The 18411-nt window shown below is 68.0% G+C and carries 15 protein-coding genes; 3 read left to right on the top strand and 12 right to left on the bottom strand.

The genetic code is table 11. From position 1 onward, the window contains the following. Positions 1 to 99: 99 nt before the first annotated feature. The 8 genes from aceK to katG (KUV67_08105) form a co-directional block, all read right to left on the bottom strand. Positions 100 to 1824 (bottom strand): bifunctional isocitrate dehydrogenase kinase/phosphatase, encoded by a 1725-nt coding sequence (gene aceK / locus KUV67_08140; GenBank protein ID MBY6204847.1) that lies wholly within the window; start codon positions 1822 to 1824, stop codon positions 100 to 102. Beyond that, positions 1821 to 2420: a DUF805 domain-containing protein gene (locus tag KUV67_08135; protein MBY6204846.1), complete on the bottom strand. Its 600-nt coding sequence runs from the start codon at positions 2418 to 2420 to the stop codon at positions 1821 to 1823. Before KUV67_08135 ends, aceK begins: the two co-directional genes overlap by 4 nt. 163 nt (positions 2421 to 2583) lie before the next feature. Further along, positions 2584 to 3237, bottom strand: a complete 654-nt coding sequence (locus KUV67_08130) for a hypothetical protein (protein MBY6204845.1) — start codon at positions 3235 to 3237, stop codon at positions 2584 to 2586. A gap of 146 nt (positions 3238 to 3383) precedes the next feature. Continuing rightward, positions 3384 to 5789, bottom strand: coding sequence for an SUMF1/EgtB/PvdO family nonheme iron enzyme (locus tag KUV67_08125; GenBank protein ID MBY6204844.1), 2406 nt, complete (start codon positions 5787 to 5789; stop codon positions 3384 to 3386). Between the two features lie 45 nt (positions 5790 to 5834). After that, entirely contained in the window at positions 5835 to 6284 is a 450-nt protein-coding gene (locus tag KUV67_08120; GenBank protein MBY6204843.1) for a nuclear transport factor 2 family protein, read from the bottom strand. Positions 6285 to 6374: 90 nt separating this feature from the next. After that, positions 6375 to 6752: a VOC family protein gene (locus tag KUV67_08115; GenBank protein ID MBY6204842.1), complete on the bottom strand. Its 378-nt coding sequence runs from the start codon at positions 6750 to 6752 to the stop codon at positions 6375 to 6377. Further along, on the bottom strand, positions 6749 to 7387 hold the full coding sequence (locus tag KUV67_08110; protein MBY6204841.1) for a class I SAM-dependent methyltransferase: 639 nt from the start codon (positions 7385 to 7387) through the stop codon (positions 6749 to 6751). Before KUV67_08110 ends, KUV67_08115 begins: the two co-directional genes overlap by 4 nt. Before the next feature lie 210 nt (positions 7388 to 7597). After that, positions 7598 to 9835 (bottom strand): catalase/peroxidase HPI, encoded by a 2238-nt coding sequence (gene katG / locus KUV67_08105; protein MBY6204840.1) that lies wholly within the window; start codon positions 9833 to 9835, stop codon positions 7598 to 7600. A 361-nt stretch (positions 9836 to 10196) separates the two neighbouring features. Here katG (KUV67_08105) and KUV67_08100 point away from each other — a divergent pair, with 361 nt between their 5' ends. After that, entirely contained in the window at positions 10197 to 10526 is a 330-nt protein-coding gene (locus tag KUV67_08100) for a hypothetical protein (protein ID MBY6204839.1), read from the top strand. Positions 10527 to 10778: 252 nt separating this feature from the next. Here KUV67_08100 and KUV67_08095 read toward each other — a convergent pair whose 3' ends face one another. Together KUV67_08095 and KUV67_08090 are read right to left on the bottom strand one after the other, a co-directional pair. After that, on the bottom strand, positions 10779 to 11333 hold the full coding sequence (locus KUV67_08095; GenBank protein MBY6204838.1) for a hypothetical protein: 555 nt from the start codon (positions 11331 to 11333) through the stop codon (positions 10779 to 10781). Then, on the bottom strand, positions 11333 to 11623 hold the full coding sequence (locus tag KUV67_08090; protein MBY6204837.1) for a TfoX/Sxy family protein: 291 nt from the start codon (positions 11621 to 11623) through the stop codon (positions 11333 to 11335). The genes KUV67_08095 and KUV67_08090 overlap by 1 nt, the downstream gene beginning before the upstream one ends. A gap of 138 nt (positions 11624 to 11761) precedes the next feature. Here KUV67_08090 and nudC point away from each other — a divergent pair, with 138 nt between their 5' ends. Beyond that, positions 11762 to 12712 (top strand): NAD(+) diphosphatase, encoded by a 951-nt coding sequence (gene nudC, locus KUV67_08085; GenBank protein MBY6204836.1) that lies wholly within the window; start codon positions 11762 to 11764, stop codon positions 12710 to 12712. 419 nt (positions 12713 to 13131) lie between these two features. Here nudC and katG (KUV67_08080) read toward each other — a convergent pair whose 3' ends face one another. Further along, entirely contained in the window at positions 13132 to 15327 is a 2196-nt protein-coding gene (gene katG, locus KUV67_08080; GenBank protein ID MBY6204835.1) for a catalase/peroxidase HPI, read from the bottom strand. Positions 15328 to 16084: 757 nt separating this feature from the next. After that, positions 16085 to 16684, bottom strand: a complete 600-nt coding sequence (locus KUV67_08075; GenBank protein ID MBY6204834.1) for a hypothetical protein — start codon at positions 16682 to 16684, stop codon at positions 16085 to 16087. Between the two features lie 322 nt (positions 16685 to 17006). Here KUV67_08075 and KUV67_08070 point away from each other — a divergent pair, with 322 nt between their 5' ends. Continuing rightward, positions 17007 to 18356 (top strand): mechanosensitive ion channel, encoded by a 1350-nt coding sequence (locus KUV67_08070; GenBank protein ID MBY6204833.1) that lies wholly within the window; start codon positions 17007 to 17009, stop codon positions 18354 to 18356. Positions 18357 to 18411: the final 55 nt, after the last annotated feature.

Raw genomic sequence — 18411 nt, 5'->3', positions numbered from 1 at the left:
AACCGAGGCTCAGGACTGAGGGCCAGGAACGTTTACACCCGGCGCCCCCGGAGGCGGGGGTCACTAGCCCCTAGTCCCTTCCCCCTAGTCCCCTTCTCCTCACAAAAGCCTCGCTTCCAGCGGATAGGGCCGCACGTCGGCGTCCGGGCGTTCGATCAGGCGACGTTGCAGGCGCATCCACCAGGCCGGGTCGAACAGTTCGCCGTGAGCGTTGTCGAAGGCCGTTCGATAGCCGGCCGGCAGGTCCAGGAAGCGCGGAAACTGCTCGGGGAAGACATCGCCCGGTGCGACCGGATACCAGGGGTGGTCGGAGAATTCCTCTTCCTCGCTGCGGGCCGGGGGCACCCGGCGCACGTTCAGGTCGGTCACCCGGGAGACCTCGTCGTAATCGTAGAACACGGCGCGACCGCTGCGGGTCACGCCGAAGTTCTTCAGGAACAGGTCGCCAGGGAACAGGTTGGAGCGCGCCAGGTCACGGATCGCCCGGCCGTAGTCGAGCAGGGCCGCTTCCACTCGCTCCGCGGGTACTTCGCGCACGTACAGGTCGAGCGGTCGCACGCGTCGCTGGACGAAGCAGTGGCGGACCAGCACCGTGTCGCCCCGCACTTCCACGGCTCGGGAACACTCGTTCAGCAGTTCCTCCAGAGTTTCGGGATCGAACTGCGACCGCTCGAAGACCAGGTGCCGGTACTCCTGGGCATCGATCAGGCGCCCGACCCGGTCGTGATGGAACACGAAGCGATACTGCGCCAGCACGTGCTCGCGACCGATCTTCTTGCCCGGCGCGAAGTGGTCGCGAACGACCTTGAAGACCAGCGGATAGGAGGGCAGCGTGAAAACCACCATGACCATCCCGCGCTTTCCCTCGGCCTCGACGATCCGCTCGTCGCCGGCCGACGCCAGATGACGGAAGAAGCGGCGATAGCGCTCGGTCTTGCCCTGCTTGGCACGGCCGAGCACCGTGTAGAGCTCGTCGACCGGCTTGTCCGGCAGCAGCATGCGCAGGAACACGATCGCGTCGCCGACGGTCGGCAGGTCGGCGTGGAAATAGCTGTAGGTGAATCCGAACAGGATGCTGACCGCCGTCCGGTCGAGCAGGACCGCATCGACGCGAACGCCAGCCTCCGGGTGATCGAGCGCGATCATGCACGGCCGCCAGGTCGAGTCGCCCAGGACCCGGCCGACGCGGTAGGCGCGCCGGTCGCGAAAGAAGGGGACCGTCAGCAGCTCGATCGCCAGCGGCCCGCCGTCCGCTTCGAAGGTCGCGGCCAGCCGCGCGGCCAATCGTCGGGCGCCGGCGTCCAGCGCCTGCTCGTCCAGGCCCAGGTCCGGATCCGACAGGAGACGCCGGCAGGCATCGACGGCATCGTCGGTCAGGCCGTAGATGCGCCGATCGACCGGCCGCGTGATGTGCGCCGTGGGCTCGATATCCAGCGCGACGAACTCGACGCCGGCGTCGACGCCGCGGGTCTTGAACAGGCGCCGATTGACCGTGTTGAAGAAGGTCTTGTAGAGCTCCGCGTCGAGCCGATCCTCCACCCGCTCGGCATAGCGCTCGTGAATGTCCAGCCACAGCGGGCGCGACAGGAGGCGCTCGGCCAGCACGCCCTCGAGGCGGCCGATGGTCTCGGCGATGCAATCGTCGTAGAGGTCGATCCGGGCTCGTGCGTCGCGCTGCTGCCGGCGCCAGTCGCGCCGCAGGAAGTGCCGTTCGGCGCGCCGGGTGATGTCGGAGAACCGCGCGTTGTAGTCGTCGAACGCGTCGACCAGCAGCGCGACCGCGCCGTCGATGGTGGCCGATCGACGGTCCGACGTCGCGTTCATCCGGTGGCGTTCGTGTCCGGCGACGCCGTCGGCGACGCGCCGGGTCTCGACCCGGGCTCATCGTCCACCGGCGCCACCGACGGCCGGGTCTGCAGCCAGAACACCAGGAACACTCCGAACGGCACCAGCCAGAACAGCTGCCACCAGGGGCTCTCGCCGGCATCGCGCAGGCGGCGCGTACCGGCCGCCAGGAGCGGCACCAACAGGACCAGCGCGAGCAGGCCATGCAGGATCGGGTGAAGCATTGCACCGGCCGCCAGCACCAGGACCACGGCCAGCATGAACCACCAGTAGTCGTGGCGGCCGCTTCGTCCGGCGAAGTCGTCGAAGCGCAGCAGCTCCGCACGGATGGCCGCGAGTGCTCGCCGGTCCGGCTCCGACGAACCTGACGGCGCGGCACCGGCGTTCACCCGAAGCGAGTCCACGTCCACCTCGAACACCGCGGCGAGCGCGCGTACGGTCTCGGTCGATGCCCGGGCGCCCGATTCCAGGCGCTGGATGGTCCGCAGGTTCACGCCGCAGGCATCCGCCAGTTGTTCCTGCGACCAGTGACGCGCCTGGCGCAGCGTGCGGATTCGGTGGGGATCGATTCTCATGTCGGGATCGCCTTGGTCGGTGGACGGAGCACCAACGATGCGCTTGCACCGGCGGTTTCGCTACGGCAATCCTACGACAGGATCACGGCACCGACCCGACACGCGTTCGACGAAACGGCGAAGGCCGGTCGCAACCGGCCCTCGCATGGTCCTGCTGACCGGCTCAGTCCTCGAGCGCGAAGTCGCAGTTCACCTCCGGGTTGAAGTCCGCGAAGATTCCGGTCGGATTTTCCGTGCCGACCCACACGTGCAGGGCCCAGATGCCGTTCGGCGGAACGTTGGGGTTGAAGTGCAGCTCCTGGCCGAGGAACTCCGGCGGGCTCGGCTCGTTCCAGAGGTCGGCGGGAATGATGTATTCGACGCCGTGGAACTGCATCGAGCCGTCCTCGTTCGGCGAGAACAGCAGGACTTCCGGACGCAGCAGGTTCAGGTGGCCGTTCATCAGCTGGTCCATGTTGTGCACGTGGTAGCCCATGCCGCCCATCGGGCTTTCCACGCATTCGCCCAGGATCGTGTCCCAGCCCGCCGAGACGGCGACGTCGTAGTTGTAGAAGGGCAGGACCGACAAGGTCAGCGCGTCGAGCTGGGCTTCGACTTCGGGATCGATGACGCCGTGCCCATCGCCGGTGCAGGCCGGCGGCGCCGTACCGAGCATCCCGAGCAGGATGCAGATGCGCTCCGGCGGACCTCCGCCGTGATGGGCCTGGGCCTGGGCCAGGCCGGCGGCGAGGAAGAGACTTGCGCCGACCACGAGACAGGCAGCGGCGGCGGAAGTGGGTCGAAGGAAACGGCGGCGGGTGTGGTTTCGTGCGTTCATGATTCATGCTCCTCGGTATCGTCTGGACCTGCGGCCGGCGGGGTGCCGTCCGCTTGACGAAAAGCATGGATCTCGAGCACGTTCGAGTCTTGAGACTTGCCTCAAGAACTCCTCAAATATTCATCAAATCATGGGCTTGGCGAGGGTCACGGGTTCGGCGAGGCCGGCACCACCTGGGCATAGCGGCCGTCGGCGACCGGGCCGAACCAGCGGTCGATCCACTGCACCAGGTGCCGCGAGAGCGCGTCGTAGCCCGGCGGCAGGTGGCCGGAATCGAGCGCGACGTGGCGCTTGTCGGAGGCGGGCGTGGCCAGGGCCTCGAAGAAGGGCCGCTGGAACTCGTCGTAGGACATGGTCAGGTCGTTGCGCCCGGTCACGAACAGCACCGGCTGGGTGACGCGGTCCAGGTAGTCGATCTGGTGGATTTCCGGCGGAAGCAGCGTGGAGGGCGACAGGCCGGTCGATACGATCATGCCCATCCGCAGCCGGGGCTCGATGGCCAGGACGAACGGCGATCGACTCGCGCCGTAGCTGACGGCGTGGAACGCCAGCCGCTGCAGGTCGATGTCCTCCCGCGTAGCAAGGTAGTCGATCGTACGCCGGACATCCTTGACCTGTTCGATCACCTGGTCGCGCAGGCCGAGCGGGCCGGAGGGCGGCGCAGAACTGCGCTCGAAGGTGCCCTGGTAGATGGGGTAGGCGACGGCCCGTCCGGTTCGAAGGAACGGCTCGACGTGCAGCAGGCCGGCCTCGTCGATGTTGCCGAGCAGGCGCGCGTCGCCGCCCGGGAAATGGACCACGGTCTGGTACGGGGGCTCGACGTCGGCCGGAAGGAACAGTTCCAGGATGACCCGCTCGCCGCCGTAGGCCGCGTCGAACTCGATCCGCTCCCGCCGCCAGTCGGAGTGGCGGTCGTCGAGGTCCACGACCTCGGCGTTCAGCGGGGTGTCGTCGTAGTCGTAGAGCCGTGCGTAGATCTCGAAGGTCGCGTCGTCGACCGGTTTCTCGTTCGGCGTCGGAAGGAGCTGCACGTCGGTCAGCAAGGGCGCCTCGACGGGTGCCTCGACCTCGATCAGGCGGAAGCCGGCACCTGCGCTGCGGTCATGTGGCTCGAACACCTGCCAGTCGACGAACTGGTAGCTGTTCTCGTTCCAGGCCGCCCCCATCGCGTAGCGCCGCGTCCCGGCCGTGGTCCGGCTCCATTCGCGAACGTTGCCGGCCATGTCGTAGGTCCCGTAGGGCCCGAGACCGCCCGTCGCACCGACCGGTCGCGTGCCGTCGTCGCCGAAGTTGCTGGCCACCAGGACGTCGGAGAACAACGCCGGCTGCGGACTGCCGAGTCCGGACGCTCGGTACCAGTGGAACGCGGTCGGCAACTGCTTGCCGGCCCACGCCGCGTAGGCGGCCGCCTCGTACCAGCTGACTCCGTCCACCGGGTGGTCGTCGCGGCCATCCGGGTAGCGGCCGAGCGCCCAGGTCGACGGGCCCTGCATGCCCGTGCCGTCGACCAGTCGTGCGAGCAGTTCGTCGCGGTCGAGTGGTTCCCCGTCGATCTCGACCCGCTCGGGCCACAGCGCAGGATCGGCATAGCCGCCGTCCTCGATGAACTCGAGATACTCGGCGTTGGTGACTTCGAACCGGTCGATCCAGAACCCCGGCACCTCACGCCGTTCGCTGGTGTAGCGAACCGGACCGGGTGAGACGTAGACCATGCCTTCGGGCGCTTCGTCCTCGGCATGCAGCCGGAACGGCTCGGCGAACGGCAGCACGTTGGGCGCGACGACCCGCGTCGCGTAGCCGGCCTTCGAGACCCGGAATCGCAGCGAGGCCAGCGGCAGGCGGACCTCCTCGAGCGGCGTGGTTCCGAGCGCGACCCAGTCCGCAGGTCCCGAGCCGTAGCCCGCCACCTCGACCAGCGCACCCTCGGGCTCGCTGGTCAGCGACACGGGCAGGGAGAGGTCCAGCCAGAGTTGCTCGAGACGCGGATCGTCGGGCACGCGTTCGCGCGCGGCGCGCACGCGACGCCAGGCGGCGGTCACGTCGGTTTCGATCTCGGCCTCGACGGCGGGGAGCACCTCGTTCTCGACCCAGCGCCGATCGGCGCCCTGCCACCACCAGGCCAGCACCAGCGCCAGCGGAACGACGGCGGCTATGACGACCACCGCGATCGTAGTCGGCCCGATCCGGCCGGACCGCGGTGGAGCCGGCGCCGATGCGGCCGCGTTCCCGGCCGGCCCGGGCTCGACGCGCTCCACCTCGGGCAATATCCGGTACCCGCGACGGTGCAGCGTCTCGATCACCTTCGGATCGGCCGCGGAATCGCCCAGCGCCTGGCGCAGCTCGCTGACCGCCTGCGGGAGCACGTTCGCCGACAGCGCGGTCCGCCCCCAGGCCTCGTCGAGCAGGGTGTCGCGATCGACCAGCGCGGGCGCATGTCGAAGCAGGACCTCGAGCAGGCGGAAGGTCTGCCGGCGCAGCGGAATCGGGCCATCGGGCCCGGTCAGGGCCCCGGTCGAGTCATCCAGTTCGAACGGCCCGAAGCGATAGTTCATGTCCGGGAATATACCCGGTCGGCCCGGTCGATCGTCGACACGGATTCAGTCGCCGTCGGGAATCCGCGTGGCCTGCCAGGTGAACGCCTTCCATTCGCCGTCGTCGTTGCGGAAGACCCCGGTGTTGAAGTATTCGCCGATCCGTTCCCCGTCGAGGTGGGCGGTCAGCCGGAAGGTCACGACCGCGATGTCCTCCATCACGCGGACGGTCACGTCCTCGGCACCGTAGGCAGGCGGGGCGGGATCGAATGCGTCGGCCGGTTGCTTCTCGTCGAAGCCGGCCAGGATGTCGGCCTTGCCGAAGCGCTCGCCCGCCGAACTGGTGTAGATCAGGTCGTCGGCCCAGAACGATTCGTGCGCCGGACGCTCGTTGGCGCCGGCCAGGAACGTGCGCAATCGGTGTTCGAGTTCCGCCTGGTCATCGGCGACGGCGGACCGGGTCGCTGCAGGCAGGGCCATCAGGACCGCAATCAACACAACGATGAAGAAACGCATGGTGATATCCCGGAAATCGATCTGGCGCCGAGGATAGCGCAGCGGATCGGTCGAGGGCCAGCGTCGGGGCTCCGGCTAGAGGAAGGTCGCTCAGTCCGGCGAACGATCCAGCTGAGCGAAAGCGAGTCGATAACCGTCCGGGTCGCGCACGGCGAATTCGCGCTGGCCGTAGTCCATCGTCTCCGGACCCCATTCAAAGTCCACCTTTCCCTGCAGCTGACCGGCCAACGTGTCGACATCGCTGCAGGCGATGTAGAGCGTACCGCTGAAGACCGGGCCTTCCGGTGTGCCGATCGGCGGCTCGCGGTAGAACTGGAAGACGACGTCGCCGCGAGCCAGTTCGATCCACGAGGGCGATAGCGGGTCCGGGTACGTTCCCGTGCGTTCGAACCCCAGTCGCCGGTAGAAGTCGGTCGTGCGCGCGAGGTCGGATGACAGCAGCGACGGGATGACCGTTGCAAGCCTCACCGGTCGGAGTCCACGCGGCGTGCGATCAGGAACACCACGCGTCCCTTGCCGCTCGCGGGGCGGTACTCGTGCTCGATCTCGAACCCCGACGCCCGGACGCGTCGGACCAGGTCATGTGTCCTGAGAAAGGCGACCGGCGGCACCTTTCCGATCCATCGGCCGACCGCGAGAATCGGGCGCAACCAGTTCATGCCGTCGCCCAGACATGTCGTGTTCGACACGAACAGCCCGCCCGGCTCGACCAGGTCGCGGATCGACGCCAGCGCCTCGTCGAGATCGTCGACCAGGTGCAGAAGGCTCAGCGCCAGGACGGCGTCGTAGCGCCTCCCCCGGCCAGCGACCTCGGCCAGCGATGCCGCCTCGAAGTCGATGTTGGTCACGCCGAGCCTGCCGGCCTTCTCGCGGGCGATCTCGATCATCCGCGGCGAAAGGTCCGTGGCATGGATGCGATCGACGTGCGACGCGTGTTCGATCGCCGTCGATCCGGTACCGCAGCCGACTTCGAGCACGCGCATGTCCGGCGCGAGGCGCTTCCGCGTCTCGGCCAGCTTGTTCCGGTAGGCAGCCTCGTCGCCGACCGGGCTCCGGGCGTACTTGTCGGCGATGCGGTCCCAGAATCGAGCGGGGTCGGCCATGGTCGGTCTCGCTGGAGGCTCGGCCAAGACACTACGCGAGGAGCGGCAGCGACGCATGGGCCATTCGCCACGGCTGTCGAGCATGACCGTCCGGCACGGGTCGATCGGGGGCGCCCGCTGTTCACGCGGAGCGGCGCGAATGGAAGACGCAGCAACGAAAACGGCGCCGCGGGGCGGCGCCGTTTCCTGTCCTCGAGTGCCCGGAGGCGCTCAGTTGCTCGCCATCATGGCTTCCTCATCGATATCGAAGCGGTCGGCGTTCATCACCTTGACCCAGGCGGCGATGAAGTCGGCAACGAACTCGGCTTCACCATCGGCCGACGCATAGGCCTCGGACACGGCCCGCAGCTCCGAATTCGAACCGAAGGCCAGGTCGATCGGCGTGGCGGTCCAGAGGACTTCGCCCGAGTCGCGATCGCGGCCGACGTAGACGCCGTCCATGTCGTCGGACTTCGCCCAGGCGTAGTCCATGCTCAGCACGTTGACGAAGAAATCGTTGGTCAGCTGGCCCGGCGTATCGGTGAACACGCCATGCTCGGCACCGGCGCGGTTCGCGTCCAGGGCACGCAAGCCGCCGATCAGCGCCGTCATTTCCGGCACGGTGAGGTCGAGGAGCGCGGCCTTGTCGACCATCGCCGGCAACGGCGCGAAGTAGTGCTCGTCGCTGTAGTAGTTGCGGAACGCATCGGCGTGCGGCTCCAGCCAGGCGAAGGAGTCGACTTCGGTCATCTCCTGCGTGGCGTCGCCGCGACCCGGCACGAAGGGCACATCGACGTCGTGACCGGCATCGGCCGCGGCCTTCTCGATCGCTGCGGCACCGCCGAGGACGATCAGGTCGGCCATCGAGATGTCGGCACCGCCGCCCTCGTTGAAGTCCAGCTGGATGTCTTCCAGCACGCCCAGCACGCGGGTCAGCTCGTCCGGGTCGTTGACCTCCCAGCCGATCTGCGGCTCGAGGCGGATGCGCGCGCCGTTTGCGCCGCCGCGCATGTCGCTGGCCCGGTAGGTCGAGGCCGAGGCCCAGGCCGTGCGGACGAGCTCCGGCACCGTGAGACCAGAGTCGAGGATCGTCTCCTTCAGCTCGGCGACCTGGGTGTCGCTGACGACGTCACCGTCCCACGCGGGCACCGGGTCCTGCCAGCTCAGCACTTCGATCGGCACTTCGTCGCCGACGTAGCGAGCGCGCGGGCCCATGTCTCGGTGGGTCAGCTTGAACCACGCACGCGCGAACGCATCCTCGAACTCGTCCGGGTTGTTCAGGAAGCGCTCGGCGATCTCGCGGTAGGCCGGGTCGCGCTTCAGGGCGATGTCCGTGGTCAGCATGATCGGCGCCGTGCGGCCGGCGCCTGCCTGCACTTCCGGCACGGACCCGTCGAGCGCACCGTCCTTGGCCACCCACTGCGGGGCGCCGGTCGGGCTCTCCGACAGCTCCCATTCGAAGCCGAGCAGGTTGGTCAGGTACAGCATGGTCCAGCGCGTCGGCTGCTGGGTCCATGCGCCCTCGTGGCCGGAGGTGATGGTGTCGGCCCCGTTGCCGGTGCCGCACTCGTTCTTCCAGCCCAGGCCCTGCTCCTCGAGGCCGGCGGCGGCCGGTTCGGGTCCGACGCAGTCGACCGGGTCGCGCGCGCCGTGCACCTTGCCGAAGGTGTGGCCTCCGGCGATCAGCGCCAGCGTTTCTTCATCGTCCATCGCCATGCGGCCGAAGCTCTCGCGGATGGCCACTGCGGCTGCTTCCGGATCGGGCACACCGCCCGGACCGGCGGAGTTCACGTAGATCAGGCCCATCTGGGTGGCCGCGACGGGGCCGCGCAGGAGCCCGTCGTCGTCGCGACGCTCGGCTTCCAGCATGGCCTCTTCCGGGCCCCAGTAGACGAAGTCCGGCTCCCAGTCGTCTTCCCGCCCGCCGGCGAAGCCGAAGGTCTCGAAGCCCATGTCTTCCATCGACACGTTGCCGGTCAGGACCATCAGGTCGGCCCAGGACAGCTTGCGGCCGTACTTCTGCTTGACCGGCCACAGGAGCCGACGCGCCTTGTCGAGGTTGGCGTTGTCGGGCCAGCTGTTCTGCGGGTCGAAGCGCAGCTGACCGCCGCCGGCACCGCCGCGGCCGTCGATCACCCGGTAGGTGCCGGCCGAGTGCCAGGCCATGCGGATGAAGAAGGGACCGTAGTGGCCCCAGTCGGCCGGCCACCAATCCTGCGAATCGGTCAGCACGGCGCGGATGTCTGCCTTGACTTCGTCGAGGTCGAGCGTTGCGAATTCGGACGCGTAGTCGAAGTCGGCGTCGTAGGGGTTCGACGAAGCGTCCTGGTCGCGAAGCGGGCTCAGATCGAGCTGATCCGGCCACCAGAACTGGTTGTCCCGCACGATCTCGGCCGCTGCGTTGGTGGCCGGCAGGGCCAGCGACGCGGCCACCGCGAGGGCGGCAAGGGATTGGGTGAAGTTGCGCATGGTGTTGTCTCCCACTGGAAGGTGAACCCGAAGGTTGATCTATAACCTACGCCTTTGGAGAACGCCGGTCCAATTGATAAATGGAATGCATATGATTGATGGGGAGAATGCACATTCGGCCCGGAGATCGCGCCGAAACGCAGCCGAAACGCAGCCGGAATGCCTCCACGATACCGGCACCGATCCCATCGGCGGTCGTACCGGTCCGCGAGTGGCGGCCTGCCTTCGTCCGACTGGGGAAGCCCGGCGGCTCGATTGACCGGGTCGGACCCGGTAGCCATACTGGGTCGAGGTCGGGGGCCGGGCACCATCGCCGGGCCCGGGACGGCCGATCCCGTCGAGGAGGGAACCCATGACATCGATCCGCACCGCGGCCCTGCCGTTCCTGCTGCTCCTGGCGCTGCTGGCCGGGCGCGCCGAAGCCGCCGACTACTACGTCGATATCACCAACGACACCGGCTACACGGTCATGTTCGTCTATGTCAGCCCGGCGGATGCGCAGAGCTGGGAAGAGGACGTACTCGGCGCCGACATCCTGCCCCACGGCGAGGGTCGCCGGGTCTGGCTGCGCAACTACAACAGCCCGATCTTCGATATCCGGCTCGTCGACGAGGACGGCGATACCTACACGTTCTGGGACGTCGACGTCTCGCGCCGCGACCTCGTCGTCACGCTAGACGACATCGACTGAGCTTCGCCGGGCCGGGAACGCGCGGCTCGCCGGCGGCGCAGCACCGCCCTGGTACCCGATGCGCTCGACGACCTCGGCTCGTCCACGGAATCGTCCAACGACCACCTCGGCGTCGAGTTGCCGGCGCACGGCGAGACCGGGACTATCGACGTGCGCGGACACACGCGTCAATGCGAGGTCCGACGGGTCGATGACAACGGCGACCGCCGCACGAACTCCAGAAGCAGTCCGCAGCGAAGCCGCCCTGCCCGGTTAGCGATCCGCCACGGTCGGTGGCCGACCGTTCTCTCGCCGGTAGCGGAACACCGCCTCCGAGACCCCGGCGTCGCCCCGATCGATCCGGACCGCTGCGACCATGCCGTCCTCACCATCCTTGCGGATCGTCAGCCCGTCGAAGTAGAAGGCATCGCCTTCTTTCGCAACCAGCGGGAATTCGATGACCTCGTCCTTCTCTTCCCAGCCGGTCAGGTCCGGATGAAAGTGCTTCAACCGATAGACCAGCGAGTCGCCGAGCGGGGCGATCGACAGGATTTCCGAGAAGCCCATGGCATCGCCACGCTGGAAGACGAAATGCCCGGTGATCACGCCGCCCATCGGCGGCGAATAGACTTCGCGCGCCCGGCCGCCGAGGCCTTCCCCGACCCAGGAACCGGCCAGCCACGACAGTTCATCGATCGAGGCTGCGGGCGGCGCTTGCCCGTCGATCGCGGTGCGGGTTTCGTCGAAGCCTCCCTCGCCGGCCGGCGCGATGCTTGCCGCACCCGCCAGCACGAGCCCGGCCCAGAACGTCCGGAACCTCTTTCTCATCACGCTTCTCCCTCCACGCCTGGAACGAACCGCTCGAACTCACGGCGATCCTCCAGTTCCATCAGCAGCCGCTCGCGATCCTCGCGTGCGACGGCCGTCCACGGCCGGCCTTCGATCGCGCCGACCAATGCGTACAGCAGGTTCAGGCTCGTGCCCCCGAGCGAGCGCTCGACGGCCAGGAAGGCCCCCACGGCCCCGGCGCGCTGCAGAGCCGCCGGTGTATCGATGCCGGCCTCGACCAGCATCGCCTCCGATGCCGGACCGAGACCGGGCAGATCCCGAAGTCGCATCACCGCATTCATGCCGAAGCCGTCCCCGTCATCGATGGTCTACAAATACGTTGCGCCGGAGCCGCGCGGCTGTCAATCGCCGTGGGTCTCTTCGCCCACGCCGGCTTCCGTCGCTTCCTGCGGTAGAGTCGGGGGACGATGAGCGAACGCGACACCCACATCGTCCTTCCTTACGCCGGCCTGCGGTTGAAGCGGACCTCGCCACTGCGCGACCGGGACGACTGGCGCGAGGTCGCCCTCGGCCATCCCGGAATGCGGCTGCTGCCCGTATGGCGAGGGCGCAACCTCGTGACCGCCGACGACGGGACCACGCTGCGTTCCGTTTCCGCACCCCATGTCCACGCGCACGCCGCCGAACTGATCCTGCTCGGCGAGATCGACGATGCGCCGATCCTTGCCGCCGACCTGTCCTCGCTCCACGAAGAACAGGCCTTCGACCTGGCCGGCGATGCGCGCTTCCACGACCTGCGCCGGATCGGCCCGTCGCTCGAGCCCCAGGATGCGGCCCTGCTCAGCTACGCGCGCGGCATGGCGCACTGGCATGTCACTCATCGCCACTGCGGCCGCTGCGGCACCGAGGCGGAGAACCGGAAGGCCGGCATGCAGCGAAGCTGCAGCAACGGCGACTGCGGCGGCGTGAGTTTCCCGCGCATCGACCCGGCGATCATCGTGCTGGTCGAGGACGGCGGCCTCCACGGCGACGGCGTTCCCCGCTGCCTGCTCGGTCGCGCACCGGGCTGGCCGGACGGCGTCTATTCCACGCTGGCCGGCTTCGTCGAGCCCGGCGAATCTCTGGAGGAAGCCGTCGCGCGGGAAGTGCGGGAGGAAAGCAACATCGGCGTGCGCGATGTGCGCTACCGGGCCTCGCAACCCTGGCCGTTCCCGTCGTCGCTGATGCTCGGCTTCCGGGCCACGGCCCGTACGCTCGAGATCGTCCGCCACGACAAGGAGCTCGAGGACGCCCGCTGGTTCACCCCCGATGCGCTCCGCGAGGCGGGCACCTGGGGCGACGACTCGCCGGTCTGCCTGCCGCGCCGGGACTCGATCGCGCGGTTCCTGATCGAGGACTGGCTGGCCGAACAGGATTGAGCTGGCGACCGATCCATCCGAACTGGACCTGTGGGCGCTTGCCCTGCAAGCGATAATAGGTGCCGACCTCGAGGTCACTTCTTCGCGGTCGAGGCCCGCTTCCTTAGGAGGATCTCCATCGGGACCGAAGCTGACCGGCAAGAAGATCCCCGGTTTCGTAGCCCGGGTAAGCAAAGCGCACCCGGGGTTTATCCGACCTCGAAAGGCCCCGGGTGCGCTGCGCGTACCCGGGCTACGGGTCTGATGCTGTGGGAGCTTGCCTTGCAAGCGATGGCCGGTGCTGATCTCGAGATGAGTTCATCGCGGGCGAGGCCCGCTCCCACAGGAGAATCCTGACCGGGTCCGGGGACCGACCGAACAAAAGAAGAACCCCGGCCTCCGAAGAAGCCGGGGTGGTGCTTGCCCTGCGTTGAACCGGATCAGCGCAGGTCGAAGCGATCCGCGTTCATCACCTTGGTCCAGGCCGAGATGAAGTCGCGCACGAACTTGTCCTTCGCGTCGTCCTGGGCGTAGTTCTCGGCCAGGGCGCGCAGCTGGGAGTTCGAGCCGAACACCAGGTCGACGCGGGTGCCGGTCCATCGGGGCTCGCCGGTCCTGCGATCGACGCCGACATAGACATCTTCGTTCTCGTCGCTGACGCGCCATTCCGTGTCCATGTCGGTCAGGTGAACGAAGAAGTCGTTGGTCAGCTGCCCGGGACGTTCGGTGAACACGCCATGAGGCGAGCCGCCGTGGTTCGCGCCGAGGACGCGCAGGCCGCCGACGAGCACGGTCATCTGCGGCGCGGTCAGCGCCAGCAGGTGGGCCTTGTCGAGCAGCAATTCCTCGTCGCGCACGGTGAATTTCGTCCGCGCGTAGTTGCGGAAGCCGTCGGCCTCGGGCTTCAGCGGCTCGAAGGACTCGGCATCGGTCTGTTCCGGCGTTGCGTCGGTGCGACCCGGCGCGAAGGGCACGGTCACGTCGTGGCCGGCCTGCCGCGCGGCGTGCTCGACCGCAGCGGTTCCGCCGAGCACGATCAGGTCGGCCAGCGACACCTTCCTGCCCCCGGACTGCCTGCCGTTGAAGTCGTCCCGGATCGCCTCGAACGCCTTCAACGCCCTGGCCAGCGTTTCCGGCTCGTAGGCTTCCCAGTCCTTCATCGGCGCCAGACGGATGCGGGCGCCGTTGGCGCCGCCGCGCTTGTCGGAATCGCGGTAGCTCGAGGCAGCGTTCCAGGCCACCGACACCAGTTCGGCGGTCGTCAGGCCCGATTCCAGCAGCGCCTGCTTCAGCGTCTCGATGTCGGCCTCGTCGATCAGTTCGTGGTCCACCGGCGGCACCGGGTCCTGCCAGACGAGGTCTTCTGCCGGCACTTCGGGCCCGAGGTAACGAACCTTCGGCCCCATGTCGCGGTGGGTCAGCTTGAACCAGGCGCGGGCGAAGGCGTCGGCGAACTCGTCCGGGTTCTCGTGGAAATGCTTCGAGATCTTCCGGTACTCGGGGTCTTCCTTCATCGCCATGTCGGCAGTGGTCATCATGATGCCGACCTTGATCGACGAGTCCTCCACGTCCGGGGCGTGGTGCTCGTCAGCCAGGCCGATCGGCCGCCACTGGTGTGCCCCGGCCGGGCTCTTCGTGAGTTCCCACTCGTAGCCGAACAGCATGTCGAAATAGCCCATGTCCCACTGGGCCGGGTTCGGCGTCCACGAGCCTTCCAGCCCGGAGGTGATCGTGTCGCGACCCTTCCCTTTTCCGTAGGAATTCCGCCAGCCGAAGCCCTGCTCCTCCAGTGGTGCGTCTTCGGGCTCGGGACCGACGTGCTCGGCACCGGCCGCGCCGTGGACCTTGCCGAAGGTGTGGCCGCCGGCGGTCAGGGCGACGGTCTCGTAGTCGTTCATCGCCATCCGTCCGAAGGTTTCGCGGATGTCCTTCGCCGAGGCCTTCGGGTCGGGGTTGCCGTCCGGGCCTTCCGGGTTGACGTAGATCAGGCCCATCTGGACCGCGGCAAGGGGATAGGCCAGCTGGCGCTCGCCTTCGTAACGCTTGTTGCCCAGCCACTCGTCCTCGGCGCCCCAGTAGATGTCCTCTTCCGGCGCCCAGATGTCCTCCCGTCCGCCGCCGAAGCCGAAGGTCCGGAACCCCATGGTCTCCAGCGCGACGTTGCCGGCCAGCACGAACAGGTCGGCCCAGGACAGCGCGTTGCCGTACTTCTGCTTGACCGGCCACAGCAAGCGCCGAGCCTTGTCGAGGTTGGCGTTGTCGGGCCAGCTGTTCAGCGGGGCGAAGCGCTGGTTTCCGGTCGCGGCTCCACCCCGGCCGTCCGCCGTGCGGTAGGTGCCCGCGGCATGCCAGGCCATGCGGATCATGAACGGGCCGTAGTGCCCATAGTCGGCCGGCCACCAGTCCTTGGAGTCGGTCATCACCTCGGCCAGTTCGGCTTTCACCGCGGCCAGGTCGAGCTTGCCGAAGGCTTCGGCGTAGTCGAAGTCGCCGCCCATCGGGTCGGCGCGCTTGTCGTGCTGGTGGAGGATGCCGACGTTGAGCTGGTTCGGCCACCAGTCGACCGAACCGCGGCCGCCGGCCTTCTGGAGGGTGCGGCTCCCGTGCATGACGGGGCACTTCGCTTGCTGATCCATGATCTCGTTCCTCGCTGTCGTGGGCGGAACGTGCGCCGCGGTCTTCGGTAGACCGCGGCGGAAGCGTTCCGGTTGCACGCAGTATTCGCCGGAACGAGCTATTGCGCAAATGAATTGTTTGGATTGAATGAATAGGCGATGTCTATGGTGGCTGCGCTGGTCAGGCAGGGCAGCGGGGCGAGTGGGCAAGCGAGACCCTGGAGTCAGAGGAAAGGGGCCAGAAGAAGTGGCGAGGAAAAAGGAGCCAGGGTCCCGGAAGAGCCGACGACACCGGCCCCCGCTGATGATCAGGACCATCGGGCCGGAGTGACAGAACCATCGAGCCTGTGGGAGTGAGCTTGCGAGCGAACCCTCTCCGCCCGGCCTGTGGAAGCTTGCCCTGCAAGCGAGGACCGAATTCCCATCCGGCCTTCGCGGGCAGGGCCGCCCCCTCGAAAGGTGAATTCGAAAGTTCGCGGAACCAGGCCTCGTCGGCCCCGGTGTGCGGGTCTCGGCGGGATCGGTCGGGAGGGCCTTCGCGGTCTGCGCCCGCGTCCTTCGTCGGGGACGCCGAACCTCGGATCCAGGCAACGGCGACGAAGCGAATCGTCTTCAGAATCACGACCAACGCTGCGACGATCAACAGCACAACCCGACGACCTGGCCGATCGACGTGCCGATCAGCGCGCCGATCGAAAGCGTGGTCATCGAAATCTCGATTCTCGAGTGGGGCCCGGCACCCTACCGACCCCGGCCGGATGGCTCCGGCCGGTATCGATCAGTTCCGAGTGACTTCCCGCCGGTCGCTGTCGACCGGGACGCCGCCGGCTTTCAGCAGGTCGACGATCGACGCGCGGTGCTGGTCGGTCAGCTGGTCTGCGCCGAAGATCGACTGCAGCAGGCGGCGCAGCCGATAGGCGTAGCGCACGACCGGCAGCAGCTTGGCCTGCTCCCGCTCCAGCGTGGCGCGGTTCTGCTTGAGCTCCGCCTCGAGCTGGGCGATGCGATCGCGCGCTTCGTCGAGTTCGGCCTGCTTCTCGTCGAGGGCCTGCTGGAGTTCGCCGGCCGAGGAGACGCTGTTGAGCTCGGCGGTGACCGAGGCGCGCCGCGCCTCGCGCAGCCGCGCCGAGATCTTCTTGACCAGCTCTTCGTCCGAGCGCGCCGCGTCGGCCTCGGCCAGTTCGGCCAGGCGCGTTCGAAGCACGCCGACGTCGCTGCGCATCTGGCGCAGCTCACGTCGCACGGAATCCTCGGTTTCGAGCATGATCCGCGCGTCACGCGGCAGGTCCGAGGGCTCGGGGTATTCGCTGACCTCGCCGGAAGCGACGGCCTGCAGCCATTGGCGGAATCGGGCGCGTTGGGAGAGTTCTTCCAGCATGGGATCTAGACTAGCGCAGCTTTTTTCCAGATGCATCAAGAACTTGAGCGAACCGGTTCCCGACCCGCACGCCGGAGTGTGACCGGCTCCGCATCGGCGCCCCGCCGCCCGTCCGGACAAGCGGCATCGGGCCCGTTCCGCCCCTTTTCGCCGGCACCGCCGAACCGTCCCGAACACACCCATCGAGCCTCCGCGGTTGTGTTCTGCTAGCGTGTTGCGCACCACTCCCGATGACGAGCCGTACGCGAGGACCCCGCCCATGATGCGACTGCCGATGGTGTCTCGTTCCACGCTCCGTTGTTCAACGGCGCAGCGACCGCCGGTGGCGATCGCCCTCGTCGTGCTTCTGCTTGTCCTGCCCGGCCTCCCGGTCGCGGCCCAGGTGGACGAGCCGAACGACGAGGCGTCCGCTTCGATCGAGGCGACATCGACGCCTCAGATCGACCAGCGCATCGGCGATCGCCTGCGCGGAATCTACGCCGAGATCGATGCCCTCGACGGCGTTGCCGTGTCCGTTTCGGCCGGGGTGGTCGAGCTGGCCGGCGAAGTGGACTCTCAGGCCACCAGCGCGCGCGCCGAGCGCCTGGCCGGCCAGGTCGAGGGCGTGGTCGACGTGGAGAACGGGCTGGAGATCAATCGAGCGCTCGACGATCGGCTGCAGTCCACCGGCAACGAACTGGCCGAGCTGTTCCGCACCCTGCTTGCCGGACTGCCCCTGTTCGGCGTCGCGCTCGTGGTCTTCGTGCTGTTCTGGCTGATCGGGCGCTGGGTCGGCGGGCGGCAGGCGCTCTACCGGCGTTTCAGCCCCAACGTGTTCATCGCCGAGCTGCTCGGCCAGGTCGCGCACCTGCTGTTCATCGTCCTCGGCCTGGTCCTCGCCCTGGCCCTGCTCGACGCCACCGCCCTGCTCGGCACGATCCTCGGCGCGGCGGGCATCCTCGGCCTGGCGCTGGGCTTCGCCGTGCGCGATACGGTCGAGAACTACATCGCCTCCATCCTCCTGAGCATCCGCAACCCCTTCGGCGTCAACGACCTGGTCGATATCGACGGCCAGCTCGGCAACGTCGTCGCGCTGACCTCGCGCGCCACCATCCTGCTGTCGCCGGAAGGCAACCACGTGCGGATCCCGAACGCCACCGTATTCAAGGCGGTCATCGTCAATTACACCCGCAGGCCCGAACGGCGCTTCGAGTTCGACGTCGGGGTCGACACGGACCACGAACTCAAGCCCGCGCAGCAGGTCGCGCTGGACACGCTCGAGGCCACGCCCGGCGTCCTGAAGGAACCGCCCGCGCTGGTCATCGTCGAGGCGCTCGGCGATTCCAACGTGGTCCTGCGCTGCTACGGCTGGGTCGACCAGGAGGAGACCAGCTTCGTCAAGGTGCGCAGCGAAGCGATCCGCCGGGTCAAGGAAGCCTTCGACGAGGCCGGCATCGTGATGCCGGAGCCGGTCTATCGCCTGCGGATCGTCGATCGGGTCGACGCGGCTGGCGCAGCGGACGCTTCGCCGTCCCGGGCCGCAACCGACGAGACAACGTCGTCGAGCGGCGCATCCGATGCGGACACGTCCGACGTGTCGGTCGACGACACGATCGAGAAGCGCGTGATCGTCGAGTCGAACGAGGCCGAGCGCGAGAACCTGCTCAGTCCGGACGCGGACCAGGAGCTCTGACCGGCCCGGCTCGCGCTCCAGCGACCGCGGCCGGGTCGTCGTGGAGGGCCTGCTT

The organism is Halomonas denitrificans (genome assembly GCA_019800895.1).
In the GTDB taxonomy this organism is placed as follows: Bacteria; Pseudomonadota; Gammaproteobacteria; order Xanthomonadales; family Wenzhouxiangellaceae.
Note: the sequence above shows the minus strand (reverse complement) of the source record. Positions and strands in the feature narration are given on the sequence as shown.